23 protein-coding genes, 1 tRNA gene and 1 riboswitch are annotated in these 25,004 nt (G+C 63.0%); of the genes, 20 read left to right on the top strand and 4 right to left on the bottom strand.

The features are described 5' to 3' along the window. Positions 1-2 precede the first annotated feature (2 nt). The 15 genes from nuoH to FJ951_RS17945 all read left to right on the top strand — a co-directional run bounded on the left by nuoH (position 3) and on the right by FJ951_RS17945 (position 16,913). Complete coding sequence (gene nuoH / locus FJ951_RS18015) at positions 3-1,046, top strand: NADH-quinone oxidoreductase subunit NuoH (RefSeq protein WP_140495583.1); 1,044 nt, start codon at positions 3-5, stop codon at positions 1,044-1,046. Further along, the gene (gene nuoI, locus FJ951_RS18010; protein ID WP_140495584.1) at positions 1,046-1,537 is read left to right on the top strand and encodes an NADH-quinone oxidoreductase subunit NuoI; all 492 of its coding nucleotides are present in this window, start codon (positions 1,046-1,048) and stop codon (positions 1,535-1,537) included. Before nuoH ends, nuoI begins: the two co-directional genes overlap by 1 nt. Positions 1,538-1,762: 225 nt before the next feature. Beyond that, complete coding sequence (locus FJ951_RS18005) at positions 1,763-2,383, top strand: NADH-quinone oxidoreductase subunit J (protein WP_140495585.1); 621 nt, start codon at positions 1,763-1,765, stop codon at positions 2,381-2,383. 1 nt (position 2,384) lies between these two features. Next, positions 2,385-2,693 (top strand): NADH-quinone oxidoreductase subunit NuoK, encoded by a 309-nt coding sequence (gene nuoK / locus FJ951_RS18000; RefSeq protein ID WP_019858930.1) that lies wholly within the window; start codon positions 2,385-2,387, stop codon positions 2,691-2,693. A gap of 10 nt (positions 2,694-2,703) precedes the next feature. Then, positions 2,704-4,677, top strand: a complete 1,974-nt coding sequence (nuoL, locus tag FJ951_RS17995) for an NADH-quinone oxidoreductase subunit L (protein ID WP_140516407.1) — start codon at positions 2,704-2,706, stop codon at positions 4,675-4,677. Continuing rightward, positions 4,677-6,182, top strand: coding sequence for an NADH-quinone oxidoreductase subunit M (locus FJ951_RS17990; RefSeq protein WP_140495587.1), 1,506 nt, complete (start codon positions 4,677-4,679; stop codon positions 6,180-6,182). Before nuoL ends, FJ951_RS17990 begins: the two co-directional genes overlap by 1 nt. Before the next feature lie 19 nt (positions 6,183-6,201). Beyond that, positions 6,202-7,638, top strand: coding sequence for an NADH-quinone oxidoreductase subunit NuoN (gene nuoN / locus FJ951_RS17985; RefSeq protein ID WP_140495588.1), 1,437 nt, complete (start codon positions 6,202-6,204; stop codon positions 7,636-7,638). Positions 7,639-7,642: 4 nt separating this feature from the next. Continuing rightward, complete coding sequence (locus FJ951_RS17980) at positions 7,643-8,464, top strand: biotin--[acetyl-CoA-carboxylase] ligase (protein ID WP_140516406.1); 822 nt, start codon at positions 7,643-7,645, stop codon at positions 8,462-8,464. A gap of 94 nt (positions 8,465-8,558) precedes the next feature. Next, positions 8,559-10,229 (top strand): ribonuclease J, encoded by a 1,671-nt coding sequence (locus FJ951_RS17975; protein WP_140495590.1) that lies wholly within the window; start codon positions 8,559-8,561, stop codon positions 10,227-10,229. A gap of 109 nt (positions 10,230-10,338) precedes the next feature. Then, on the top strand, positions 10,339-10,743 hold the full coding sequence (gene mce, locus FJ951_RS17970; RefSeq protein WP_140495591.1) for a methylmalonyl-CoA epimerase: 405 nt from the start codon (positions 10,339-10,341) through the stop codon (positions 10,741-10,743). Then, on the top strand, positions 10,740-11,024 hold the full coding sequence (locus FJ951_RS17965; RefSeq protein WP_140495592.1) for a DUF1467 family protein: 285 nt from the start codon (positions 10,740-10,742) through the stop codon (positions 11,022-11,024). Before mce ends, FJ951_RS17965 begins: the two co-directional genes overlap by 4 nt. 631 nt (positions 11,025-11,655) lie before the next feature. Then, on the top strand, positions 11,656-12,984 hold the full coding sequence (gene proS, locus FJ951_RS17960; protein ID WP_140495593.1) for a proline--tRNA ligase: 1,329 nt from the start codon (positions 11,656-11,658) through the stop codon (positions 12,982-12,984). Beyond that, entirely contained in the window at positions 12,981-14,267 is a 1,287-nt protein-coding gene (locus FJ951_RS17955) for a lipoprotein-releasing ABC transporter permease subunit (protein WP_140516404.1), read from the top strand. The genes proS and FJ951_RS17955 overlap by 4 nt, the downstream gene beginning before the upstream one ends. Then, positions 14,264-14,947: an ABC transporter ATP-binding protein gene (locus FJ951_RS17950; protein ID WP_181165304.1), complete on the top strand. Its 684-nt coding sequence runs from the start codon at positions 14,264-14,266 to the stop codon at positions 14,945-14,947. Before FJ951_RS17955 ends, FJ951_RS17950 begins: the two co-directional genes overlap by 4 nt. A gap of 718 nt (positions 14,948-15,665) precedes the next feature. Beyond that, positions 15,666-16,913: a site-2 protease family protein gene (locus FJ951_RS17945; protein ID WP_140516403.1), complete on the top strand. Its 1,248-nt coding sequence runs from the start codon at positions 15,666-15,668 to the stop codon at positions 16,911-16,913. A gap of 16 nt (positions 16,914-16,929) precedes the next feature. Here the strand turns inward: FJ951_RS17945 and lipB are convergent, their stop codons facing one another. Next, a complete protein-coding gene (gene lipB, locus FJ951_RS17940) occupies positions 16,930-17,673 on the bottom strand; it encodes a lipoyl(octanoyl) transferase LipB (protein WP_140516401.1) in 744 nt (247 codons plus the stop codon). Positions 17,674-17,853: 180 nt separating this feature from the next. Between lipB and FJ951_RS17935 the strand changes: the two genes are divergently transcribed. The 3 genes from FJ951_RS17935 (at position 17,854) to FJ951_RS17925 (ending at position 20,064) form a co-directional block, all read left to right on the top strand. Continuing rightward, positions 17,854-17,938: transfer RNA gene (locus FJ951_RS17935), tRNA-Leu, on the top strand. A gap of 195 nt (positions 17,939-18,133) precedes the next feature. Beyond that, the gene (gene mgtE, locus FJ951_RS17930) at positions 18,134-19,552 is read left to right on the top strand and encodes a magnesium transporter (protein ID WP_140516400.1); all 1,419 of its coding nucleotides are present in this window, start codon (positions 18,134-18,136) and stop codon (positions 19,550-19,552) included. A gap of 125 nt (positions 19,553-19,677) precedes the next feature. After that, positions 19,678-20,064: a MerR family DNA-binding transcriptional regulator gene (locus FJ951_RS17925; protein ID WP_006203215.1), complete on the top strand. Its 387-nt coding sequence runs from the start codon at positions 19,678-19,680 to the stop codon at positions 20,062-20,064. A gap of 299 nt (positions 20,065-20,363) precedes the next feature. Here FJ951_RS17925 and FJ951_RS17915 read toward each other — a convergent pair whose 3' ends face one another. Both FJ951_RS17915 and FJ951_RS17910 read right to left on the bottom strand, forming a co-directional pair. Continuing rightward, a complete protein-coding gene (locus FJ951_RS17915) occupies positions 20,364-20,840 on the bottom strand; it encodes an isoprenylcysteine carboxylmethyltransferase family protein (RefSeq protein ID WP_140516398.1) in 477 nt (158 codons plus the stop codon). Next, the gene (locus tag FJ951_RS17910; protein ID WP_140516397.1) at positions 20,837-21,841 is read right to left on the bottom strand and encodes a DUF1624 domain-containing protein; all 1,005 of its coding nucleotides are present in this window, start codon (positions 21,839-21,841) and stop codon (positions 20,837-20,839) included. Before FJ951_RS17910 ends, FJ951_RS17915 begins: the two co-directional genes overlap by 4 nt. Before the next feature lie 231 nt (positions 21,842-22,072). Here FJ951_RS17910 and FJ951_RS17905 point away from each other — a divergent pair, with 231 nt between their 5' ends. Next, complete coding sequence (locus tag FJ951_RS17905; protein WP_140495600.1) at positions 22,073-23,272, top strand: MFS transporter; 1,200 nt, start codon at positions 22,073-22,075, stop codon at positions 23,270-23,272. A gap of 3 nt (positions 23,273-23,275) precedes the next feature. Here FJ951_RS17905 and FJ951_RS17900 read toward each other — a convergent pair whose 3' ends face one another. After that, positions 23,276-24,445, bottom strand: a complete 1,170-nt coding sequence (locus FJ951_RS17900) for an aromatic ring-hydroxylating dioxygenase subunit alpha (RefSeq protein WP_140516395.1) — start codon at positions 24,443-24,445, stop codon at positions 23,276-23,278. Between the two features lie 134 nt (positions 24,446-24,579). Beyond that, a riboswitch (cobalamin riboswitch) is annotated at positions 24,580-24,776 on the top strand. A 35-nt stretch (positions 24,777-24,811) separates the two neighbouring features. Between FJ951_RS17900 and FJ951_RS17895 the strand changes: the two genes are divergently transcribed. Further along, the gene (locus FJ951_RS17895) at positions 24,812-24,991 is read left to right on the top strand and encodes a CbtB domain-containing protein (protein WP_140495602.1); all 180 of its coding nucleotides are present in this window, start codon (positions 24,812-24,814) and stop codon (positions 24,989-24,991) included. Positions 24,992-25,004 lie beyond the last annotated feature (13 nt).

Below are 25,004 nucleotides of genomic sequence, written 5' to 3'. Positions count from 1 at the left end.
GCATGGACACCTTCTTCTCCTTTTACGTGCTGCCGGCGCTGATCATCGTGTTGAAGTCGGTCGTACTGATCGTCGTGCTTCTCATCGCCGTCGCCTACCTGCTCTATGCAGACCGCAAGATCTGGGCGGCGGTGCAACTGCGCCGCGGCCCGAACGTCGTCGGCCCCTGGGGCACGCTGCAGGCTTTCGCCGACCTGTTGAAGTTCGTCTTCAAGGAGCCGGTGATCCCGTCCGGCGCCAACAAGGGCGTGTTCCTTTTGGCGCCATTGGTATCGGCGGTTCTGGCGATCTCGGCCTGGGCGGTCATTCCGGTCAGCCAGGGCTGGGCCGTCGCCAACGTCAATGTCGGTATCCTCTATGTCTTCGCCATCTCCTCGCTCGAGGTTTATGGCGTGATCATGGGCGGCTGGGCGTCCAATTCGAAATATCCGTTCCTCGGGGCGCTGCGTTCGGCCGCACAAATGGTGTCCTACGAGGTCTCGATCGGCTTCGTCATCGTCACCGTGCTGCTTTGCGTCGGCTCGCTCAACCTGTCCGACATCGTGCTGTCGCAGCAGGATGGGCTGGGCACCAGGCTCGGCCTGCCCAACACCTTCCTCGACTGGCACTGGCTGTCGCTGTTGCCGATGTTCGTCATCTTCTTCATCTCGGCGCTAGCCGAGACGAATCGCCCGCCTTTCGACCTCGTCGAAGCCGAATCGGAACTGGTCGCCGGCCACATGGTCGAATATTCGTCGACGCCGTTCCTGCTGTTCTTCCTCGGCGAATATGTCGCCGTCGTGCTGATGTGCGCGCTGGCCACCATCCTGTTCCTCGGCGGCTGGCTGCCGCCGTTCGACTTCGCGCCCTTCACCTGGGTGCCGGGGGTGATCTGGTTCGTGCTCAAGATCTGCCTGATGTTCTTCATGTTCTCCATGGTGAAGGCGTTCGTGCCGCGTTACCGCTACGACCAACTGATGCGGCTTGGCTGGAAGGTGTTCCTGCCGATCTCGTTGTTCATGGTGGTGCTGACCGCCGCCTTCCTCAAGATCACGGGGTTTGCGTGATGTCCGCTCTGTCCCAGGCCGCCAAATCGCTGCTGCTGAAGGATTTCGTCAGCGCCTTCTTCTTGTCGATGCGCCAGTTCTTCGCGCCGAAGGAGACGATCAATTATCCGCACGAGAAAGGGCCGGTGAGCCCGCGCTTCCGCGGCGAGCATGCCTTGCGCCGTTATCCCAATGGCGAGGAACGCTGCATAGCCTGCAAATTGTGCGAGGCGATCTGTCCGGCGCAGGCCATCACCATCGAGGCCGGCCCGCGCCGCAACGACGGCACGCGCCGTACCGTGCGCTACGACATCGATATGGTGAAGTGCATCTATTGCGGCTTCTGCCAGGAAGCCTGCCCGGTCGACGCCATCGTCGAGGGGCCGAATTTCGAATTCGCGACCGAGACGCGCGAGGAACTCTACTACGACAAGGATAGGCTGCTGGCGAATGGCGACCGGTGGGAGCGCGAACTGGCGCGCAACATCTCGCTGGACGCACCGTACCGCTGATATCGCATGGACAGGGGCGAGGGCCCTTGTCCGGGGATGACCCGAAGCATTTCAGGCAAGGTTATCCCTCAGGACTTCAGAGTTGCCCATGTTTCTTTGCGCCGGGTCTTTCAACCCGGTTGGAACATGGGCTAGGACAACGCGGCTTCGCACCGGAGGCGGAACGAAGCCACAGACAACAAACAGGACGAACGTCCTGTTTGGACAGGAACCGGGGGAACCCCAATGCTGAGTGGACTAGAGGCGGCCTTTTTCTACCTCTTCGCCTTTGTCGCCGTGGCGTCGGCGTTCATGGTCATTTCGTCGCGCAACCCCGTGCATTCGGTGCTGTTCCTGATCCTGACCTTCTTCAACGCCGCCGGCCTGTTCATGCTGACGGGCGCCGAGTTCCTGGCGATGATTCTGCTCGTCGTCTATGTCGGCGCTGTCATGGTGCTGTTCCTGTTCGTCGTCATGATGCTCGACGTCGACTTCGCCGAGATGAAGGAGGGCGCTCTGCAATATGCGCCGATCGGCGCGCTGGTCGGACTGATCCTGGCGGCGGAACTGATCGTGGTGCTCGGCGGCTATACCTTCGCGCCGCAGCTCGCCTCGACGGTATCGAAGCCGATTCCCGATCTCGCGGCGCGCTCGAATACGGCAGCGCTCGGCGACATCCTCTATACGGACTACCTCTACTACTTCCAGATCTCGGGCCTCGTGCTGCTGGTGGCCATGATCGGTGCCATCGTTTTGACGCTGCGCCACAAGGAAGGGGTCAAGCGGCAGTCGATCGCAGCCCAGGTCGCCCGCACGGCGGCGACGGGCATGGAAATCCGCAAGGTCAAGTCGGGCGAAGGAGTCTGAGATGGTCGTCGGCATCGCACATTATCTGACCGTATCGGCGATCCTTTTCACGCTCGGCGTGTTCGGCATCTTCCTGAACCGTAAGAACGTGATCGTCATCCTGATGTCGGTCGAGTTGATCCTGCTTGCGGTCAATATCAATTTCGTCGCCTTTTCGGCGGCTCTCGGCGACCTCGTCGGCCAGGTGTTCGCGCTGTTCGTGCTGACGGTCGCGGCGGCGGAGGCCGCCATCGGACTTGCCATTCTCGTCGTCTTCTTCCGCAACCGCGGCTCGATCGCGGTCGAAGACGTGAACATGATGAAGGGTTGACGGAACCACCATGTACCAGGCCATCGTCTTCCTTCCGCTGCTCGGCTTCCTGATCGTCGGCCTGTTCGGCACGTCGCTCGGCGCCAAGGCGTCCGAATACATCACCTCCGGCTTCCTGGTGATCGCGGCGGTGCTGTCGTGGGTTGCTTTCTTCACCGTCGGCTTCGGCCATGGCGAGGTGTTCACCGTGCCGGTGCTGCGCTGGATCCAGTCCGGCGGACTGGAGGCGTCCTGGGCGCTCAGGATCGACACTCTGACGGTGGTCATGCTGGTGGTGGTCAACACCGTGTCGGCGCTGGTCCATATCTACTCGATCGGCTACATGCACCACGATCCGAACCGGCCGCGTTTCTTTGCCTATCTGTCGCTGTTCACCTTCGCCATGCTGATGCTGGTGACGGCCGACAACCTCGTGCAGATGTTCTTCGGTTGGGAAGGGGTGGGCCTGGCGTCCTACCTGCTGATCGGCTTCTGGTACAAGAAGCCCTCGGCCAACGCCGCGGCCATCAAGGCCTTCGTCGTCAACCGCGTCGGCGATTTCGGCTTCGCGCTCGGCATCTTCGGCGTGTTCGTGCTGTTCGGCTCGGTCAATCTCGGCACCATCTTCGCCAATGCGGCGACGTTCATCCCGGCTGAAGGCGCCCCGCAAGGTGCTGCGGTGCTGACCTTCCTCGGTTATGCGCTGGATAAGCAGGCAGCGATGACGATCGTCTGCCTGCTGCTGTTCATGGGTGCCATGGGCAAGTCGGCGCAGGTGCCGCTGCACACCTGGCTGCCGGACGCCATGGAAGGCCCGACGCCGGTCTCGGCGCTCATCCATGCCGCCACCATGGTGACGGCCGGCGTGTTCATGCTGGCGCGGCTGTCGCCGCTGTTCGAGCTGTCGCATTCGGCGCTGACGGTGGTGACCTTCATCGGCGCCTTCACCGCCTTCTTCGCGGCGACCGTCGGCCTCGTCCAGAACGACATCAAGCGCGTCATCGCCTATTCGACCTGCTCGCAACTTGGCTACATGTTCGTGGCGCTCGGCGTCGGCGCCTATGGTGCGGCGATCTTCCACCTGTTCACGCATGCCTTCTTCAAGGCGCTGCTGTTCCTCGGCTCGGGCTCGGTCATCCATGCGGTTTCCGACGAGCAGGACATGCGCAAGATGGGCGGCCTGAGGACGCTGATCCCGACGACCTACTGGATGATGGTAATCGGCACCCTGGCGCTGACCGGCGTCGGCATTCCGGTCACCGTTATCGGCACCGCCGGGTTCTTCTCCAAGGATGCCATCATCGAGACGGCCTTTGCCGGGCATAATTCCGTGGCGGGCCTCGCCTTCGTGCTGCTGGTGATCGCCGCCGGCTTCACCTCCTTCTATTCCTGGCGGCTGATCTTCATGACCTTCCACGGCAGGCCGCGGGCGAGCCATGAGGTGATGCACCATGTCCATGAATCGCCGCCGGTGATGCTGGTGCCGCTGTTCGTGCTGGCGGCGGGCGCGCTGTTTGCCGGCATCATCTTCCACGGTGCCTTCATTGGCGAAGGCTATGCCGAATTCTGGAAGGCGTCGCTGTTCACACTGCCGGACAATCACATCCTGCACGACATTCACGAACTGCCGCTATGGGTCGAGCTGTCGCCGTTCATCGCCATGCTGATCGGCCTGGCGCTGGCGTGGAAGTTCTACATCCGCTCGCCGGAAATGCCGGTCAATCTGGCCGCCCAGCATCGCGGGCTCTATGCCTTCCTGCTCAACAAATGGTATTTCGACGAGCTCTATGACTTCCTCTTTGTGCGGCCGGCCAAACGCCTCGGTTCCTTCCTGTGGAAGACCGGCGACGGCACCGTCATCGATGGTCTCGGGCCTGACGGCATTTCGGCACGCGTCGTCGATGTCACCAACCGCGTCGTCAAGTTGCAGACCGGCTATCTCTATCACTATGCCTTCGCCATGCTGATCGGCGTTGCCGCATTCGTCACCTGGATGATGCTCTGATGACCGCTTGGCCAATTCTCTCGCTGGTCACCTTCCTGCCGTTGGTTGGTGTGCTGCTCATCCTGTTCATCAACGACGACAGCGAAAACGCACGCCGCAACATCCGCGCCATCGCGCTGCTGACGACGACGTTCACCTTCATCGTCTCGCTGTTCATCTGGACCGGCTTCGACAATTCGCAAGCCGGCTTCCAGTTCGTCGAGAAGGTCGCCTGGCTCGATTCCGGCATCTCCTACCATATGGGCGTCGACGGCATTTCGATGCTGTTCGTCATTCTGACCACATTCCTGATGCCGCTCTGTATCCTGGCGTCGTGGGAAGCGATCGAGAAGCGCGTCAAGGCCTACATGATCGCCTTCCTGCTGCTCGAAACGCTGATGATCGGCGTGTTCTGCGCGCTCGACATCGTGCTGTTCTACGTCTTCTTCGAAGCCGGCCTGATCCCGATGTTCATCATCATCGGCGTCTGGGGCGGCAAGCGCCGCGTCTATGCCTCCTTCAAGTTCTTCCTCTACACGCTCGCCGGCTCGGTGCTGATGCTGCTCGCCATCATGGCGATGTTCTACCAGTCCGGCACGACCGATATCCCGACGCTGTTGACGCACAATTTCCCCGCCAACATGCAGACATGGCTGTGGCTCGCCTTCTTCGCCTCCTTCGCGGTGAAGATGCCGATGTGGCCGGTGCATACCTGGCTGCCGGATGCGCATGTCGAGGCGCCGACAGCCGGTTCGGTGATCCTGGCCGCCATTCTGTTGAAGATGGGCGGATACGGCTTCCTGCGGTTCTCCTTGCCGATGTTCCCGCTGGCCTCCGAGATGTTCGCGCCGCTGGTCTTCGCACTTTCGGTCGTCGCCATCATCTACACCTCGCTGGTGGCGCTGATGCAGGAGGACATGAAGAAGCTGATCGCCTATTCGTCGGTCGCCCATATGGGCTTCGTGACCATGGGCATCTTCGCCATGAACCAGGAAGGCGTGCAGGGCGCGATCTTCCAGATGCTCAGCCACGGCCTGGTCTCGGGCGCGCTGTTCCTGTGCGTCGGCGTCATCTATGACCGCATGCACACGCGTGAGATCGCCGCCTATGGCGGCCTGGTCAACAACATGCCGAAATACGCCACCGTGTTCCTGATCTTCACCATGGCCAATGTCGGCCTGCCGGGCACGTCAGGCTTCGTCGGCGAGTTCCTGACCATGCTCGGCGTGTTCCGGGTCAATACCTGGGTGGCGTTCTTCGCTGCCACCGGCGTCATCCTGTCGGCCGCCTACGCGCTTTGGCTCTACCGCCGGGTGATCTTCGGCGCGCTGACCAAGGACAGCCTCAAGGGCCTGCTCGACCTGTCGACACGCGAGAAGGCGATCATCTATCCGCTGGTTGTGCTGGTCATCTTCTTCGGCGTCTATCCCGCTCCCGTCTTCGACGCGACGGCCCAGTCGGTCAAGTCGCTCGTCACCAATGTCACCGCATCCATCGGCGCCGCGCAGACCGCGGCGGCGAACTGACCCAGGGGTTTTGCGAACCATGACGCCGGACCTTCTCTCCAGCCTGTCGCTCTCGACGCCCGAGCTGATCCTTGCCATCGGCGCGCTCGCGCTGCTGATGGTCGGGGCCTATTCGCGCGCCAACACCGCCAACACCGTGACCGGCCTTGCCGTTGCCGTGCTGGTGATATCGGGCGCCTGGCTGATCTTCTCCACCGGGCAGGGCAGCGCCTACGGCAATGCCTTCATCCAGGATTCCTTTGCCCGCTTCATGAAGCTGCTGGCGCTGGTGGGCTCGGCGGTGACGCTGATCATGTCGATGCGCTTCGCCAGGGCGGAGCGGTTCGACAAGTTCGAATATCCGGTGCTGATCCTTCTGTGCACGCTCGGCATGATGCTGATGATCTCCGCCAACGGCATGATCGGGCTCTATCTCGGCCTCGAGCTTCAGTCGCTGGCGATCTATGTCTTGTGCGCGATCAACCGCGAGAACCTGCGCTCGACCGAGGCGGGCCTGAAGTACTTCGTCCTCGGCGCGCTGTCGTCGGGCATGCTGCTCTATGGCATCAGCCTGGTCTATGGTTATACCGGCAACACCGGGTTCCAGGAGATCGCGACGGCGCTGGGCGGCGGAGAGCGCCAGCTTGGCCTCGTCTTCGGCCTGGTCTTCGTGCTGGCCGGCCTCGCCTTCAAGATCTCGGCGGTGCCGTTCCACATGTGGACGCCCGACGTCTATGAGGGTGCGCCGACACCGGTGACGGCTTTCCTGGCGGCGGCACCCAAAATGGCGGCTATGGCGCTGATCGTGCGCGTCACCATGGGCGCGTTCAAGCCGATCGCTTCCGACTGGCAGCAGATCATCGTCTTCATCTCCATCGCCTCGATGGCGCTCGGCTCTTTCGCGGCGATCGGCCAGACCAACATCAAGCGCCTGATGGCCTACTCCTCGATCGGCCACATGGGCTACGCGCTGGTTGGCCTTGCCGCCAACAGCCAGGCCGGCGTGCGCGGCGTCGCGATCTACATGCTGATCTATCTGGTGATGACGCTCGGCACCTTCGCCTTCATCCTCGCCATGCGGCGCAAGGAAGGCAATGTCGAGCAGATCAGCGACCTGGCAGGCCTGTCCTCGACCAACCCGATCATGGCGACGATCCTGACCATCCTGATGTTCTCGCTGGCCGGCATCCCGCCGCTCGCCGGTTTCTGGGGGAAGTGGTACGTCTTCCTCGCCGCCATCAATGCCAACCTCTACGCGCTGGCGATCATCGGCGTGCTGGCCTCGGTGGTGGGCGCCTATTATTACCTGCGCATCATCAAGATCATGTGGTTCGACGAACCGGTCGGCGGCTTCGTGCCGATGGCCAGTGAATTGCGCCTCGTACTCGGTGTCTCCGGCGCTTTCGTGCTGTTCTATGTGCTGATCGGCGGTCCGATCGGCACCTATGCCGAAGCCGCCGCCAAGACATTCTTCTGACGGGATGGCATTTCGGCTGGCTCCAACCTCGGCGTCGGAAGGATTCCGGCTGGAGGCGCATGACAGCGTCGGCTCCACCAATGCGCTGGCGCTGGATCACGCCCGGGCCGGCGACCCCGGCAGATTGTGGGTCGTTTCCAAGAAACAGGAAAGCGGGCGCGGGCGGCGCGGCCGCGTCTGGGCGACACCCGAGGGCAATCTGGCGGCGACGCTGCTCGTCCTCACCGGGGGCGAGCTTCGCCTCGCCGCGACGCTCGGTTTCGTCGCCGGCCTGGCGCTGGCCGATGCGCTCGACGCCGTGGTGCCGGCGGGCCGGATCGCCATCGGCCTCGACGGCGGCAATGAAGGCAAGAACCGTTTCGAGCTGAAATGGCCGAACGACGTGCTCGCCTCCGGCGCCAAGCTCGCCGGCATCCTGCTGGAATCGGCCATGCTGGACGGCGGCCGTTTCGCGGTGGCGGTCGGCATCGGCGTCAATGTTGTGGCGTACCCTGAGGATTTGCCGTATCCCGCGACGTCGCTTCACGCACTGGGTGCGGCATGCGATGCCGAAACGCTGTTCCTGGCGCTGTCGGATGCCTGGAGCGAGAATGCCCGCCTGTGGGACGACGGGCGGGGACTTGCCGCCGTCAGGCGGCGCTGGCTGGCACGCGCGGCAGGGCTTGGCGGCGAGGTTGCTGTCAGAATTGACGGTAATGTGGTGCGCGGGGTGTTCGAGACCATTGACGAGGACTGCCGTTTCGTGATCCGCGACGATGAGGGCTCGGTTTTGACGATCGCCGCCGGCGATGTGCATTTCGGCGCGGTCGCATCCGCCCGGGTATAGTTTTGTTTTTGCGCAATTCCAGACGGAAAACCGTTACAGACTTTTCCCGGAATTGCTTCAATGGCTTGGCCTGAGGGCCAGGAAGGAAAAAATCATGGCGAAAGCGGAAAACGCCGAACTCGTCTTCGTGCCGCTGGGCGGCGTCGGCGAGATCGGTATGAACTTCGCTCTCTACGGCTATGGTCCGCCGAGCGCGCGCGAATGGATCGTCATCGACGTCGGCGTCACCTTTCCCGACGCGGCGCATCCGGGCGTCGACCTGATCCTGCCCGACACGCGCTTCATCGAAGAGAACATCGCCAATTTGCGCGGTATCGTGATCACCCACGCGCATGAGGACCACTATGGCGCGCTGCTGGATATCTGGCCGAGGCTCAAGGCGCCGGTGTGGATGACGCCGTTCAGCGCCGGGCTGCTGGAAGCCAAGCGCCAGGGCGAGCAGGGCGCGCCGAAGATCCCGCTGACCATCTACCGCGCGGGCGAAAAATTCACTGTCGGTCCGTTCGAAATCGAGGCGATCCCGGTCGCGCATTCGATTCCCGAACCGATGTCGCTGGCCATCACCTCGCCGGCAGGCACCGTCATCCACACCGGCGACTGGAAGATCGACCCGGCGCCGACGATCGGACCCAAGACCGACGAAGCACGGTTCCGCGCCTATGGCGACAAGGGCGTGCTGGCGCTGGTCTGCGATTCGACCAATGCTATGCGCGAAGGCGAATCGCCATCGGAAGTCGCGGTCGGCGAGGGGCTGAAAGGGGTTATCCAGGCCGCCAAGGGCCGCGTCGCCGTCACCACCTTCTCGTCCAATGTCGGCCGTATCGTTTCCATCGCCAAGGCGGCGCGCGATGCCGGCCGTCAGTGCCTGGTGCTCGGCCGGTCGCTGAAGCGCGTCATCGATGTCGCCGGCGAACTCGGCTACATGGACGGTCTGCCTGAGTTCATCGCCGAGGAGGATTTCGGCTTCATTCCGCGCGAAAACCTGGTCGTCATCTGCACCGGCAGCCAGGGCGAGCCGCTGGCGGCGCTTGCCAAGCTCTCGCGCGACGAGATGAAGTCGGTGTCGCTGACGGCCGGCGACACGGTGGTGTTTTCCTCGCGCACCATTCCCGGCAACGAGAAGGCGATCCTCGAAATTAAGAACCGCCTCGTCGATCTCGGCATCAAGATCATCGAGGACGGCGATGCGCTGGTTCATGTCTCCGGCCATCCGCGGCGCAGCGAATTGCGCAAGATGTATGAATGGGTACGGCCGCAGATCGGCGTTCCAGTGCATGGCGAGGCCGCGCATCTGGTGGCGCAGGGCTCGCTGATGTCGACGTCGGGCATCGGCCAGGTGGCGCAGGTGCGCGACGGCGACATGCTGCGGCTTGCTCCCGGCCCTGCCACGATCATCGACCAGGTGCCGTTCGGCCGCATCTACAAGGACGGCAGGTTGATCGGCACCGACCAGGCGATGGGCATTCGCGACCGTCGCAAACTGTCCTTTGCCGGCCATGTCGCGGTCAATGTGGTGCTGGACGAGAAGTATGAGCTCGCCGGCGATCCCGATCTGGTCGCAATCGGCGTCGCCGAGGCCGACGCCAGAGGCGAGACGCTGGAGGACCTGATGATCGATGCGGCAATCGGCGCGGTGGACTCCATCCCCCGTCAGCGCCGAAAAGACCTCGATCTGGTGCAGGAGGCGGTACGCCGTGCCGTACGTGGCGCCGCCAACGAAGCCTGGGGCAAGAAACCGCTGGTGACTGTATTTGTCACGCGGTGACGAATAGGGAATAGGGGAATAAGGCAGTAGGGGAGTAGGGGAGAATGAGCCGTTGCTTTTCTTCTGTCTTGTTTCCCTACTCCCTTACTCCCCTAAAGCGGAGCGCTCTATGCTTGGACGCCTGAACCATGTCGCGCTTGCGGTGCCGGATCTGGCTGCGGCTGTCGCTTGCTATCGCGACACGCTAGGCGCCGAAGTGAGCGAACCACAGGCGCTGCCCGGGCATGGCGTCACCGTGGTGTTCGTCAATGTCGGCAACACCAAGATCGAGTTGCTGGAGCCGCTCGGCGAGGGTTCGCCGATCGCGGCTTTCCTCGAGAAGAACCCGTCGGGCGGCATGCACCATCTCTGCTATGAGGTCGACGATATCCTTACCGCGCGGGACCGGCTCCAGGCGGCCGGCGCCCGGGTTCTGGGCGACGGCAAGCCGAAGACCGGCGCGCATGGCAAGCCTGTGCTGTTCCTGCATCCGAAGGATTTCTTCGGCACGCTGATCGAACTGGAGCAACCATGAGCTGGGTTTCGTTCACCGCACTGTTTTTCGCGACCTGGTGGGTGGTGCTGTTTGCCGTTCTGCCGTTCAGCGTCAGGACGCAGGATGACGATCGTGACGTGACGCTGGGCACGGTGCCTAGCGCGCCGCGCGGACCACATATGCTGCGTGCGGTGATCCGCACCACCGTCGCCACGGCGGTGCTCATGGGCATTTTCTACGGCCTGACGCACGGGCTGGGATATAGCCTCAACGACATCCCGCACATCGTGCCGGAATTCGGCCAGGCCACGGCAAAATAGCAGCATTCAAACCGGCTCTTGCGCTTCGGGCGAGGTCATGCCGCCATTCGGCGCCGGCTCATCTGTTCAGGCTTCAAAAATCATGACGCAGGGTAAGGTGGTTTGGCAACGCATTGCGCTAAGCACGTGATTGCACAAAAAAAATGCAAGGCACAAGGCCTTGCAATTTAAACGCGTCCGATCTGTTTCCGGTTTCCGGCGGCAGCGAGTAACCGCGCCTAGATCGCATCCTCCCAAGACTTTGACCGCGTAGGAGAACAGATTTTTCTCTGCTCTCTCGGTTATCGGGGCACATTAGCCCAACGGAAATGAAAATGTCACGAAGAATTTTGCCTTGAAACGGGCATTCTCGTGCTGCACTGCACAATAGTACGGCAGGCTTTGCTTGGGAAACCACCAGCCGGGCGTTTTATGCAACCGTGGCTCCTTCGATCGTCCAGCATTCGCGGCGCGCGCGAGGGGTGCTCAAAACGTTTTCATTCCGCGCGCCACGCCGTTCGTAAGCTGAATTTCCGATTTCCGGGTCGATGCGTCCGGGTTCCCATTGCGCCATGAAATGGCTATGAAGCCGGGGCAAGCAAGCCTGCGTCGCACCGATTCTGGCGCGGCCTCCTCATTCACGGACCAGTCCATGCGTTTGTCGCGCTATTTCCTGCCCATCCTCAAAGAGAATCCGCGCGAGGCGGAGATCGTCTCGCATCGGCTGATGCTGCGCGCCGGCATGATCCGCCAGCAGGGGCAGGGCAGTTTTTCCTGGCTGCCGCTGGGCAAACGGGTCCTGGACAAGGTCTGCCAGATCATCCGCGAGGAACAGAACCGCGCCGGCGCGCTGGAAATCCTGATGCCGACCATCCAGTCGGCCGACCTTTGGCGCGAAAGCGGCCGCTATAACGACTACGGCAAGGAGATGTTGCGCATCAAGGACCGCCAGGACCGCGACATGCTTTACGGCCCGACCAACGAGGAAATGGTCACCGAGATCTTCCGCGCCTATGTAAAGTCCTACAAGGACTTGCCGCTCAACCTCTACCACATCCAGTGGAAGTTCCGCGACGAGGTGCGGCCGCGCTTCGGCGTCATGCGCAGCCGGGAATTCCTGATGAAGGATGCCTACTCCTTCGATCTCGACTTCGAAGGCGCGAGAGCCGCCTACAACAGGATGTTCGTGTCCTATCTCCGGACCTTCACCCGCATGGGCCTACAGGCGATCCCGATGCGGGCCGACACCGGTCCGATCGGCGGCGATCTCAGCCATGAATTCATCATCCTGGCCGACACCGGCGAGAGCCAGGTGTTCTGCCATCGCGATTATCTGTCGCTCGGCGTGCCCGGAGCCAACACCGATTTCTCCAACGACGCCGAGATATCAGGCATCGTCAAGACCTGGACGACGCCTTACGCCGCGACCGACGAAATGCATGACGAAGCGGCCTGGGCTGAGGTTCCCGACAGCGACAAGGTTTCGGCGCGCGGCATCGAAGTCGGCCATATCTTCCATTTCGGCGAGAAATACTCCAAGCCGATGGGCGCCAAGGTGACCGGGCCCGACGGCAAGGATCATTTCGCTTCCGGCGGTTCCTACGGCATCGGCCCGTCGCGGCTGGTTGCGGCGATCATCGAAGCCAGCCATGACGAGAACGGCATCATCTGGCCGGAAGCGGTGGCGCCGTTCGACATCGGCCTGATCAACATGAAAGCCGGCGATGCCGATTGCGACCGTGTCTGCGATGAACTCAACGCAGCTTTCACTGCCGCCGGCAAGGATGTGCTCTATGACGACACCGACCAGCGGCCGGGCGGCAAGTTCGCCACCGCCGACCTGATCGGCCTGCCCTGGCAGGTGATCGTCGGACCGCGCGGCGTGGCCGCCGGCGAGGTCGAGATCAAGAACCGCAAGACCGGCGAGCGCGTGACGCTGCCGATCGCCGATGCGAAAAAACGCTTCGGTGCCGCCGCATGAGCGAGGCGGCGGCAGCGAGACCGGCAGGCGCCGGACCGTTTTCCATCTTCGAACGCACGGTGGCGTGGCGCTATCTGCGCTCGCGACGCAAGGAGACGGTGATCTCGGTCATCGCCTCGATCTCCTTCCTCGGCATCATGCTGGGGGTGGCGACGCTGATCGTGGTGATGGCCGTCATGAACGGGTTCAGGGCCGAGCTGCTCACCCGCATTCTCGGCGTAAACGGCCATCTGATCGTGCAGCCGCTGGATTCGCCGCTTGAGGACTATGCGCAGGTCGCCGGCCGCATCAACGGCGTGGCCGGCGTCAAATACGCCATTCCGCTGATCGACGGCCAAGTGCTGGCGCAAGGCAATGTCGGCGGCGGCTCCGGCGCGCTGGTGCGCGGTATCAGGGGCGAGGACCTGGGCAAGATCGCCATCGTCGCCAGCAACATCAAGCAGGGCTCGATCGCCGATTTCGACACGGGCGAGGGCGTCGCCATCGGCAAGCGCATGGCGGAGAATCTCGGCCTGGCGCTCGGCGACACGATCACGCTCATCTCGCCGGACGGCGACGTGACGCCGCTCGGCACGACGCCGCGCATGAAGGGCTACAAGATCGCGGCGATCTTCGAAGTCGGCATGTCGGAATATGACGCCTCCATCGTCTACATGCCGTTCTCGGAAGCGCAGCTTTATTTCAACATGGACGGACGGGCGCAGACGATCGAGATCTATGTCGACAATCCCGATGATGTCGACGCGCTGAAGCCGAAGGTGGAAGAAGCGGCGCAGCGACCCATCGACCTCGTCGACTGGCGGCAACGCAACGAGACCTTCTTTTCCGCCCTGCAGGTGGAGCGCAACGTCATGTTCATGATCCTGACGCTGATCGTGCTGGTGGCGGCGCTCAACATCATCTCCGGGTTGGTCATGCTGGTGAAGGACAAGGGGCACGACATCGCCATCCTGCGCACCATGGGCGCCTCGCGCGGCGCCATCCTGCGCATATTCCTGATGACGGGCGCGGCGATCGGCGTCACCGGCACCATCGCCGGCGTGCTGCTCGGCGTGATCATCTGCCTCAACATCGAATCGATCCGCGAGTTCTTCTCCTGGATGACCGGCAAGGTGCTGTTCAATCCGGAGCTCTATTTCCTCAGCCAGTTGCCGGCGAAGATGGATCCGCGCGAGACGACCTATGTCGTCATCATGGCGCTCGGCCTGTCCTTCCTGGCGACGTTGTTTCCGGCATGGCGGGCGGCCCGCCTCGATCCGGTCGAAGCGCTGAGGTACGAATGATGGCGCAGGCCATTATCGAGTTGAAGAGCGTCGAGCGGCACTATGTCCAGGGGCCGCGCAAGCTCACCATTCTGAACGGTGCGGACTTCTCGCTGAAGCGCGGCGAGATGGTGGCGCTGGTGGCGCCGTCCGGCACCGGCAAATCGACGCTGCTGCATACGGCAGGGCTCTTGGAACGGCCCGACGCCGGCGACGTGATTCTCTCCGGCCGGGCCTGCGGCCGGCTATCCGATGACGAGCGCACCTCGATCCGCCGCAACGATGTCGGCTTCGTCTACCAGTTCCACCATCTGCTGCCGGAGTTTTCGGCGCTGGAAAACATCATGATGCCGCAGCTCATCAAAGGTCTGCCGCGCAAGGAGGCGGCCGAGCGCGCGGCGCAGCTGCTCGACTACATGCAGATCGGCAAGCGTGCATCGCACCGGCCGTCCGAACTGTCGGGCGGCGAGCAGCAGCGCGTGGCAATCGCGCGTGCGGTCGCCAATGCGCCGCTGGTGCTGCTGGCGGACGAGCCGACCGGCAATCTCGACCCGGTCACTGCTTCCTATGTGTTCGAGGCGCTGGAGGCATTGGTGCGGCAATCGGGCCTCGCGGCGCTGATCGCCACCCACAATCACCAGCTGGCAGCGCGCATGGACCGGCGCGTCACCCTGGCCGAGGGCAAGGTGGTGCCGCTGTAGAACTCTGATGTCCGCTGCGAGATTGGGTCCAACCTTAACAACGTCCAGCGAGATTTCCGCGGGTTTAGTTTCCCGTCGGGGATACTGATCCCTCCGGGATCAGAACCGCCAATGAGCCTTCAGTGCGATCAGGGTGGAAGAGATCGCGATCATCACCAGGATGAGCAGCCAGGTTACAAAGCTGCGCGAGAGGCGCCACCGGTGGCCTTGCCTCATGCGCTTTCGCCAGCGATCAGCTTGATTGGCGCCTTGGTGTTGCCTCACGTCCATCACTCGGCAGTCTTAGCTTACCCACTATTGTCTCGACTGACGTTGAGTGCAAGCAGGCGCTCATCCCATACGCTAACTGACGATAGCGTCGCCGACATCTTCCTGACCTGTTGATAGGTCCCGCGCCGTCAACCTTTTCTTAACCCTGCCGGTTTGATCGCTCGAAAATTCCGGCAGCGGACGGATTCCGCTCGTTGACTTTGAAACAAAATTAGAACAAATTGCGAACATATCAACAACAGGAGAGAGTTATGACCGATCTGGTTCAGGATGTCATCTCGCTGGTTTGCATGAGCACCTTCCTCATTTCCATGGCGATCTGGATCGGAGCCATGTGAGGTGACAGTGTCTGCCGTCGCTGTTCCGGCGGACGAAAGTCCGCTTTGCCGTTAAGCCTTTCTTGCCGCCCATGGCGCTAGGGTGTCGCTCCTGAAAGCAGGAGCGCCGCGTGTCGCCCATCGTCGCCGCCTTCCTCGTGGCCAGCAATCTAGGGCTGATTTTTCTCCTGATGAGCGTGCCGCTTGGTTTGCGCACAATCAGGCTCAGCCGCACGGTCGCGGCCGACCGGCAGCGTCTGTGGCAGGCGCTGTGGCCGCTCGGGAGCAATGCCGGCTGGTCCGGCGAAATCCTCTCGGCGGAGATGCTGGGCGAGGGAGTGGTCCGCACCAGAATGTCCTGGGAGGGCCGGGACGGCCTGCCGATCGAACGCAAGGCCCTGCTCGAGAATGTCGTGCATGGCAGGTGCTTTTCGATGCGCGTCATCGAGGACACGGCGCTCGATCCGTCTTTCTGGGCGCATTATCGGGAAACCGCGCAGTTGGTCTCGATTGGCGAGGCCACCCGGGTTACGCTCACCCAGACCGACCGTTACCGCGGCGTGGCCTTCCTGGCGTTCCGCTATTTCGCCATGCGCCGCGAACTCGCCAAGCTGGATGGCTGGGCCAGGACAGGGCGGTATCGCAAGGGCGGCTGGTTCGAACATCCGCTGAGTCAGCTCGGCTTCGCCGCTCTCTCGGCATTCATCCTGTGGCCGTTCTTCGGGCTTCACCGCGGCGGGCTTGCTCTGGCCGCGATCCTGACTTCCGTTGTCGCCCTGCACGAGCTCGGCCACATGGCGGCATTCCGCCTGATGGGCCACCGCAGGGCGCGCATGATCTTCATCCCGCTGCTCGGCGGCCTCGCCATTGGCGGCCGGCCCTATGACAGCCGTTTCGAAGTTGCGTTCGTGGCGCTGATGGGCGCCGGGTTCTCTGCTTTCCTGGTGCCGTTGGCGATGATGGGCAGCACGTTTGCAAGCGCGGAAGGGCACTGGCTTGCCGCGACATTGCTGGCGACACTGGCGGGCTGTGCTGCCCTGTTCAACATCGCCAATCTGGTGCCGGTGTGGAAATTCGATGGCGGCCAGGTGCTGCGCCAGATCTGCCCGGGGCCGGTCGCGCTGGCGCTGGCCTCCTTCTTCCTGCTCTCGGCGTTCCTGGCGCTTGGCTGGCGGGCCGGCTTTTCCATCGGCTTTCTGCTCGCGGCCGGCGCGGTCTTTGCAATCCTCAGCCTTCTGACAGCGGGCAGCGGGGTGAGGCCGCGCCACGAACTGAAGCCGATCCGCACGGCCGACCGTTTCGTCATCGCCGGCGCGCTGCTGGCGGTGTTCGTCATCCACGGTTATGGAGTGCTCTGGGCGTCGGCACGGCTGATCTGAGCTGTCCGGGAAGCGTTCAGCCGGCCTCGCGGGCTGTTTCCAAGGGCAAGGCCGTAGCCGGGCCGAAGACATCCTCGAACGCTGATTTCAGCGCCAGATCGAGATCGGCCATCGTCACCGGCAGCCCGAGATCGACAAGGCTGGTGACGCCGTGGTCCTGCACGCCGCACGGCACGATACCACTGAAATGGCCGAGGTCCGGCTCGACATTGATGGCGATGCCGTGAAAACTCACCCAGCGCCTGAGCCGAATACCTATTGCCGCGATCTTGTCCTCCGCGGCAGAGCCGTCCGGCAGGGCAGGGCGATCGGGCCGCACCACCCAGACGCCGACGCGATCCTCACGGCGCTCGCCATTGACGTTGAAGGCGGCGAGCGTGCCGATGATCCACTGTTCGAGGGCGGCGACGAAGGCGCGCACATCCTCGCGGCGGCGTTTCAGGTCGAGCATGACGTAGGCGACGCGCTGGCCCGGCCCATGATAGGTGTATTCGCCGCCGCGGCCGGCCGAAAACACCGGGAACCGGTTGGCGTCGATCAGGTCCTCGCTGCGCGCACTGGTGCCGGCGGTATAGAGCGGCGGATGCTCGACCAGCCAGACCATCTCGCCGGCGGCCCCGCTGCGGATCGCTTCGGCGCGCGCCTCCATGAAGGCAAGCGCCTCGGGATAGGCGGTGAGGCCGGGCTCGATCGCCCATTCGACGGGCGCCGAACCGGGCAAAGGCAGGAACGACGTGGCGATCTGGCTGCGTTCTGGCATGGGGTGTCCCTTGTTGTACTCCATATGGCGATATCGGGCCGAAACGTCCAGTTCGCGGCGCATTTTGGCGCTTTGATCCGTTATGGCAATTCCCAGCGATTAAATGCTCGGGGCGCACTTGTTTCGCCGGAAACGATTTGCTACACGCCGCGAGCCGGTCGGTTCCGGCTCCTACCACGTGCGGTCGTGGCGGAATTGGTAGACGCGCAGCGTTGAGGTCGCTGTGGGGCAACCCGTGGAAGTTCGAGTCTTCTCGACCGCACCATTCTCTCTCCCCAGAATCTGATTTGTAGCGGCACCTCCAGCCCTACGGGCACCGCGCATTTCGTTTGATATTCCCGCGCGTTACGCCAGTTTCTTTTTGGGCGTCGGATTTTCCCGAAACCGGTTTCCACTTTCGGGTCCGATGTTCTAGACCTGAGACGCACCTTTTCCAGGATTGCAATGGCGGGAGGCGCTGGTGGAAGGCCAGGACGAACGGACGACCGGCGCTGGGGGCGCTGACGAACACCGCGCCGACATCTACGGTGAGGACGGCGCTGTCCTTTCGTCCTTTCTCGCCCAGATCGGCGCGGCGATCGCCGACCGCGATACGCTCACGCTCAAGCGTGAGGTCGACGACCTGCACCAGTCTGAAATGGGCGACCTGATCGAGGCGCTGCATCCCGACCAGCGGCGCGCCCTTGTCGAGCTTTTGGGGGCCGACTTCGATTTTTCCGCGCTGACCGAGGTCGACGAGGCGATCCGCATGGACATCGTCGACAATCTGCCCAACGCGCAGATTGCCCAGGCGGTGCAGGAACTCGATTCCGACGACGCTGTCTACATCCTCGAGGACCTCGAACCGGAGGACCAGGACGAGATCCTGTCGCAGCTGCCGTTTACCGAGCGCATCAGGCTACGTCGCTCGCTCGACTACCCCGAGGAGACCGCCGGGCGGCGCATGCAGACGGAGTTCGTCGCGGTGCCGCCGTTCTGGACGGTCGGCCAGACCATCGACTACATGCGCGAGGACAAGAACCTTCCCGACCGCTTCAGCCAGATCTTCGTCATCGACCCGAGCTTCAAGCTGCTTGGCGCCATAGACCTCGACCAGATCCTGCGCACCAAGCGCTCGGTCAAGGTCGAGGAGGTCATGCATGAGACGCGGCACGCCATTCCGGCCACGATGGACCAGGAAGAGGCCGCGCGGGAGTTCGAGCAATATGACCTTCTGTCGGCCGCCGTCGTCGACGAGAACGAGCGGCTGGTCGGCGTGCTGACCATCGACGACGTCGTCGACGTCATCCAGCAGGAAGCCGAGGAAGATCTCCTGCGCATGGGCGGCGTCGGCGACGAAGAGCTTTCCGACAGCATCTTTTCGACCTCGCGTTCGCGTGTTCCATGGCTGCTTGTCAATCTCCTGACCGCCTTCCTCGCGGCATCGGTGATCGGTCTGTTCGACCACACGATCGAGCGCATCGTGGCGCTCGCCGTGCTGATGCCGATCGTGGCCGGGATGGGCGGCAATGCCGGTTCGCAGACCATGACCGTCACCGTGCGGGCGCTGGCGACAAGGGATCTCGACATCTACAATGCCGGCCGCATCATTCGCCGCGAGATAGGCGTGGGCTTCATCAACGGCATGGTTTTCGCCATATTGATCGGCATCGTAGCCGCCGTCTGGTTCCGCGATGCCAATCTGGGCGGCATCATCGCCGCGGCCATGATCATCAACATGTTCGTTGCGGCCCTTGCCGGCATCCTGATCCCGCTGCTGCTCGACCGCTTCAAGGTCGATCCCGCGGTCGCTTCGGCGGTCTTTGTCACCACGGTCACCGACGTCGTTGGTTTCTTCGCTTTTCTGGGCCTTGCCACGTGGTGGTTCGGCGTCCATTGATCCGGCTCAATTGACTTTTACGTAAATGCCGTGCGAGGCTCGGCGACAGGCAGACTGCGGCCGATTCCGGCAGGTCTGCGGCGGACGGAGAGCAGCAGTCGCCAATCTCCGGCTATGGGGCGAGAATGCGGGAATATTATTCGATCACCGAGCTGACGCGCGAATTCGACGTGTCGACGCGGACGCTGCGGTTCTACGAGGACGAGGGACTGGTGCAGCCGGTGCGGCGGGGCCGCACGCGGCTGTTTCGTCCATCCGACCGACACCTGATCCGGCAGATCATGCGCGGAAAACGGCTCGGCTTCTCGATCAACGAGATCCGCGAAATCATCCAGATGTACAAGGAACCGCCCGGCGAGGTCGGCCAGCTCAAGCTGATGATCAAGCGCATCGAGGAAAAGCGCGAGGATCTGAGGCAAAAGCGCCGCGACCTCGAGGAGACATTGGCCGAACTCGACCAGGCCGAGGAATCCTGCGTTGAGCGGCTGGTCGAGCTCGGGGTTAATACGTAGCGGCCTTCCAGGCAGGACAATCGCTTTAGAGTCGGCGCCGCCCCTCATCGCCCTGCCGGGCACTTCTCCCCGTATAGTGACGGGGAGAAGGGGGCTGACCGTGATCTCGGTCTCTTTCCTGCAACGCTGGTGGCTGGCGAAACCGCTGATGACAGCGCCCCTCTCCCCGTCACTATACGGGGAGAGGATGCCGGCAGGCAGGTGAGGGGCGGCGCCGACATCGACAAATTGTTGGTCTCCGCCACAAATCGGAAACCGTTATCTTCCCGATATGGCTCTGGCAGCCGGCGTTCAGATGCTCAAATCCAGCGCCGCACTCTTTTGGCATAGTCGCGGTATTTTTTGCCGAACTTTGCCGACAGCATCTTTTCTTCCTTTTCCACCGCGACCTTCTGCGTGACGAAGGCGGCGACGAAGGCGAGCGGCAGGAACCAGACGATCCCGGAGATGAAGGCAACGCCGATCAACAGCAGCGTGTTGGCGAGGTACATCGGATTGCGGGTGATGCCGAAAGGACCCGTGGTGACCAAATGGTCCGGCACGGCGTTGGGGTTGAGCGTGGTCTTGGCCCGCGTCATGGTGCGGATGGCGGTGAACCAGAGTGCGGCGACGCCGAACAGCGCCACCCAGCCGGCCGCGTAGAGGAGGTCGCCCAGGAGGTCGCCGATCCAGGGCAGGGGAAAAAGCAAGCCGAGCGCGATGCTGATGGCGATGGCGGCGATGTAGATCAGCGGCGGCCACGGTATCAGCCCAGGTTTGGGCGGGGTCTCGGTCATTCGACACCTTCCTCCGTCATCTTGCTGTCGGTCTGGGCCGTGCAGGTGCCGGCGAGATCCGCCAGATGCGCTCTCCATTCGGCGGTCTGGTCGTTCTTGTAGAGCCGATCAAGCGTTGCCTCGCCCTCCAGCGTGTCCAGCATGCACCCACAATAGCTCGAACAGAACTTGCTGTCGCGCTGCTGCTCGCACGAGATCTGGCAGGTCTTGAGAAAGTTCACCTGCGGGGTTTCGACCTTGGCCGGCATTGCTTGCGAGAACAACCAGACACTGCCGATCAGCAGCGGCTGGTGAATGAGGTAGAAGGCCAGGCTGTGCCGGCCGATGAAGCCCAGCGGGTTGGACCAGCGCCCGGGCGCCACATCTGCCAGGCGCGCCAAGGCGCCGAAGCCGGAGGCAAGCTTGGTCGCTCCGAGGCCCACAAGCACCGCACCGAACCACGGGAACAGCGGGACATAGTCGTTGGAGTGTGGGTTGACCGCGGAAAGCCCGACCCACCACAGCCAGGGGTGATCGAACGATTCCAGCCGAAAATAGAAGGGAATGGCGATGACCGCCGCGGCGATCGGCAGTGTGAGCAGCGCCGGCAGGCGCAGGAATGCCAGCCCGAGCAGGCTCGCCAGCGCGATCTGGTGCAGGATGCCGAAGAAGATCCACCCGTCCGGCGTGGCGATACGGGTGGCGACCGAAATGGCGATCGCCGCTCCGGCGACCATGGCGAAGCGTCTCCAGAAGCCGTTCCAGCGGATCTCTTTGCCATGGGCGAGATACAGGCTGACGCCGACCAGGAACAGGAAGGTCGAGGCGATGCAGCGAGCATAGAACTTCCACCAGCCGAAGGCGGTCAGGCCGGGATCGGTGTAGCCGAAGAATTCCAGGTCCCAGGTGAAATGGTAGCTCGCCATGGCGATCAGCGCGATGCCGCGCAGCATGTCGATGGCGACGATGCGCTTGGTCCTCGGCAACTCCGCTGTGGGCATGGTCGGCGTCTGGATGCTCATGGTCTCGCGATCTGATTCAGCCCCGCACGAGGACTATCACGGTTACGCCGGACAAAAGAAGGCCGTGAGCTTCGATACAGACAGTCAGCCGGCGCTGCATGAGGCACCCCTTTAGGCCAGCACCGGAAAGCCTTTGACCGGCTTCGTTTTTATCCGGGGCACGTCGGTTTCCTGTTACCGGTCGCGAACTGATGGCCGCAGATTGGCTGCTGATTCTGCTTTGGGGAAGCAATGTCCACGCATGTGCGCCATCCGATCTGGCTACCGGCCCTCAAGGCCGCGGATGCCCGCACCTTCGCCTCGCTCTACGCGGTCGAATCCTTCGCTCGCGCCACGGTGTCGAGCGTCATCCCGATCCAGGCCTACGAGATTCTCCACAACGAGCAGATCGTCTCGATCCTCTACACCATAGTGGCGATGCTCGGCCTGTCGGTGACCCTGTTCATGCCGATGCTGATCCAGCGCTTCGCGCGGCGCTGGGTCTACACGGCGGGCGCCTGCCTGCTGGCGATCGGCTCGTTGTTCTTCGTCACGCATACGCTCGCAGGGCAATTGGCCGGCATGCTGTGCCGTGTCATGGGCGCCAGTGCGCTGTCGATCACGCTCAACCTCTACATCATGGACCACATCCGCAAGACCGATTTCATGCAGGCCGAATCGCTGCGCATGGCGTGGTCGATGTTTGCCTGGACGGGTGGGCCGACGCTCGGCATCTTTCTCTACACGCGCTTCGGCATCTATGCCGCGCATGGCGCGGTCGCCGTATTCGCCTTGGCCCTGCTGGCGTTGTTCTGGACCTACCGGCTCGGCGACAATCCCTCGATCCGGCCGGGCAAGACGCGCCCGGTCAACCCGCTGGCCAATATCGGCCGCTTCGTCGCGCAGCCGAGGCTGAGGCTGGCCTGGCTGATCGCCTTCGGCCGCTCCTGCTTCTGGACGACATTTTTCGTCTATGGTCCGCTGTTCATGGTCATCACCGGTGAGGGCGAACTTGCCGGCGGCATTCTGGTTTCGGCAGGCAACGCGCTTTTGTTCATGGCGATTTTCTGGGGCAAGGCCGGCAAGCGCTTCGGCGGCCGCAGGACCATGACTTTTGCCTATTTCGCCATGTCGGTGGTGCTGCTGGCGGCGGGTGCCGTCGGCGAAAGCGCGCCGCTCGTCACCGGCGCCTTCCTGCTGTGCGGCGCCTTCTTCACCATCGCGCTCGACGCGCTGGGCTCGACCGCCTTCATGCGCTCGGTCCGCTCTTATGAGCGGGCGCAGATGGCTGCGGTCTACCGCACTTATCTCGACTTTTCCGAACTGACGCCGCCGCTGGTCTACTCGGTGGTGCTGGCCTTTTTCGGACTGGGCTCGGTTTTCGTCACGCTCGGCCTGCTTGCGGCGGTCTGCGGTTATGTCACCTGGCGGTATCTGCCGAAGTCGCTGTGAAGCTTACGGCACAAGCGCAGCATGTCGTTCGCGTACCCAATCGTGGAAGCGGTGGAGGTCGTACTCCTCCGGCATCAGCACGCCGGCCTTATGGCGCATGGAGCGCAGCCCTTTCTGGTTGACCTCGCAGATCGCGGCATCCTCCTCCAGCACCTGGGTGCCGAATCCGACGATGTTGTCGATGTCGGTGGCGGCGAGCGCGTCGGGCGCGAACAGCCATTCGGCGGTCAATTCGGTCTGCTCGGGGCCAAGCGGCACCAGCCGTACGGACCTGACATAGTCGACGTGGCCGACGATGAACATCGAGGGCAGGCTGGTGGCGTAGGTCTGGCCGGCGGCGTGCTCGGCCGGCGTCAGGCCCGAAAAGACCGGCCCATGCGCCTGGCCGTCACGTGACCATGTTTCGGCACCCGCCCGCAGCCCGCCGGAAAATTCCGGCGCGTCATTGTCGGCATGGCGGGTCCATTCGGGGTCGTCATGCCGGCCCATCAGGCCCCGGCCGTAGATCGGCACCAGCCGCGACAGGTCCTTGTGGACGCCGGGGCAATGCAGGCACTCGTTGAAGTTTTCCCAGAAGATTTTCCAGTTGGAGTTCATCATTTTGCGCAGCACATGGCCCGATACCAGCGATTCCAGCGGCCAGTTACCGAGATCGCCGGAGGCCGGGTCGAAGGATGATTGCGCCGAGCCGGCGGCATCTTCCGCGAGATTGACGAAGACGAAGCCGCGCCAGACCGACAGCGCGACGCGATAGAGCGGATGGTCCGCCTTGTCGAAACCTTCGGGCAGCGTTTTCGACGGCACGCGCACGAGATCGCCGCGCAGCGAATAGGACCATGCGTGGTAGGGGCAGGTGATCAGCCGCGCCTTCAGCCGGCCCTCGCGTTCCTGGTAAAGCTGCGAGCCGCGATGCCGGCAGGTGTTGTGGAAGGCGCGCAGTTCGCCGGTATCGTCACGCAGCACGACGATCTCCTGGGTGCCGACACGGAAGGTGTGGAAAGCCAGCGGTTGGGCGAGATCAGCTTCACGGCAGACGAGCAGCCAGTTCCTGTACCAGATGGCGTCGAGGTCGCGCTGGTAGGCCGCCGCATCCCAATAGGCCGAGGACGGCAATGTCGGCTCGGCCCGGGTGAGGCCGTTATAGGGGGCGTGCTGGCTCTGGACGGGCTGCATGGCTGGCCTCCTGTGAGGATGGCAGCCGACACCCGGCCACGGAAATTGTCAATTGCAGCGGAGCAAGCGGCCGGACGGCGCTAAAGCGCTTGTCGCCGTCGGAATTTGGTTTGCCGGATGCGGCGATTTTCCCTATAGTCACCTTCGTCGTCGGTTCCGATTGGAGCCAAGAGGGAATGCGGTGCGGGCAGATTTGTTGCCCAATGCCGTGGCTGCCCCCGCAACTGTGTGCGGTAGTCCTCTCCATATGCCACTGAAGATTTTCTTCGGGAAGGTGGGGAAGGGCGCTGATCCGCGAGCCAGGAGACCTGCCGGCGACAGGAAACTGACTTCGATGCCCTCGGGTGGAGGGTGAAAGGACAAGACATGAATACCGCTTCCGTCTCCCTCGGCGCCTCCATCTCCTCGCAGTCGCGCCTCCTGCAGCTCGCGCTCGCGGCGCTGCTCGGCGTTTTCGTCGTAGGCTTTGTCGGTTTCTCGCATATCGACGCGGTCCACAATGCCGCGCACGACTATCGCCACTCGATGGCGTTTCCCTGCCACTGATAGGGATTTGACA

This window comes from Mesorhizobium sp. B2-2-3 (assembly GCF_006442405.1).
Taxonomy (GTDB): domain Bacteria; phylum Pseudomonadota; class Alphaproteobacteria; order Rhizobiales; family Rhizobiaceae; genus Mesorhizobium.
This window is presented reverse-complemented; position numbering and strand designations above follow the sequence as displayed.

Bases quoted from the DNA above. Each gene is read 5' to 3' on its own strand.
- FJ951_RS17965 (WP_140495592.1), top strand. From the start codon at position 10,740: ATGAGCTGGGTTTCGTTCACCGCACTGTTTTTCGCGACCTGGTGGGTG.
- FJ951_RS17900 (WP_140516395.1), bottom strand. From the start codon at position 24,445: ATGCAGCCCGTCCAGAGCCAGCACGCCCCCTATAACGGCCTCACCCGG.
- proS (WP_140495593.1), top strand. From the start codon at position 11,656: ATGCGTTTGTCGCGCTATTTCCTGCCCATCCTCAAAGAGAATCCGCGC.
- nuoI (WP_140495584.1), top strand. From the start codon at position 1,046: ATGTCCGCTCTGTCCCAGGCCGCCAAATCGCTGCTGCTGAAGGATTTC.
- FJ951_RS18005 (WP_140495585.1), top strand. From the start codon at position 1,763: ATGCTGAGTGGACTAGAGGCGGCCTTTTTCTACCTCTTCGCCTTTGTC.
- mce (WP_140495591.1), top strand. From the start codon at position 10,339: ATGCTTGGACGCCTGAACCATGTCGCGCTTGCGGTGCCGGATCTGGCT.
- lipB (WP_140516401.1), bottom strand. From the start codon at position 17,673: ATGCCAGAACGCAGCCAGATCGCCACGTCGTTCCTGCCTTTGCCCGGT.
- FJ951_RS17925 (WP_006203215.1), top strand. From the start codon at position 19,678: ATGCGGGAATATTATTCGATCACCGAGCTGACGCGCGAATTCGACGTG.
- nuoN (WP_140495588.1), top strand. From the start codon at position 6,202: ATGACGCCGGACCTTCTCTCCAGCCTGTCGCTCTCGACGCCCGAGCTG.
- FJ951_RS17990 (WP_140495587.1), top strand. From the start codon at position 4,677: ATGACCGCTTGGCCAATTCTCTCGCTGGTCACCTTCCTGCCGTTGGTT.
- FJ951_RS17980 (WP_140516406.1), top strand. From the start codon at position 7,643: ATGGCATTTCGGCTGGCTCCAACCTCGGCGTCGGAAGGATTCCGGCTG.
- FJ951_RS17950 (WP_181165304.1), top strand. From the start codon at position 14,264: ATGATGGCGCAGGCCATTATCGAGTTGAAGAGCGTCGAGCGGCACTAT.
- nuoH (WP_140495583.1), top strand. From the start codon at position 3: ATGGACACCTTCTTCTCCTTTTACGTGCTGCCGGCGCTGATCATCGTG.
- FJ951_RS17905 (WP_140495600.1), top strand. From the start codon at position 22,073: ATGTCCACGCATGTGCGCCATCCGATCTGGCTACCGGCCCTCAAGGCC.
- FJ951_RS17915 (WP_140516398.1), bottom strand. From the start codon at position 20,840: ATGACCGAGACCCCGCCCAAACCTGGGCTGATACCGTGGCCGCCGCTG.
- nuoL (WP_140516407.1), top strand. From the start codon at position 2,704: ATGTACCAGGCCATCGTCTTCCTTCCGCTGCTCGGCTTCCTGATCGTC.
- FJ951_RS17955 (WP_140516404.1), top strand. From the start codon at position 12,981: ATGAGCGAGGCGGCGGCAGCGAGACCGGCAGGCGCCGGACCGTTTTCC.
- FJ951_RS17975 (WP_140495590.1), top strand. From the start codon at position 8,559: ATGGCGAAAGCGGAAAACGCCGAACTCGTCTTCGTGCCGCTGGGCGGC.
- nuoK (WP_019858930.1), top strand. From the start codon at position 2,385: ATGGTCGTCGGCATCGCACATTATCTGACCGTATCGGCGATCCTTTTC.
- FJ951_RS17895 (WP_140495602.1), top strand. From the start codon at position 24,812: ATGAATACCGCTTCCGTCTCCCTCGGCGCCTCCATCTCCTCGCAGTCG.
- FJ951_RS17910 (WP_140516397.1), bottom strand. From the start codon at position 21,841: ATGAGCATCCAGACGCCGACCATGCCCACAGCGGAGTTGCCGAGGACC.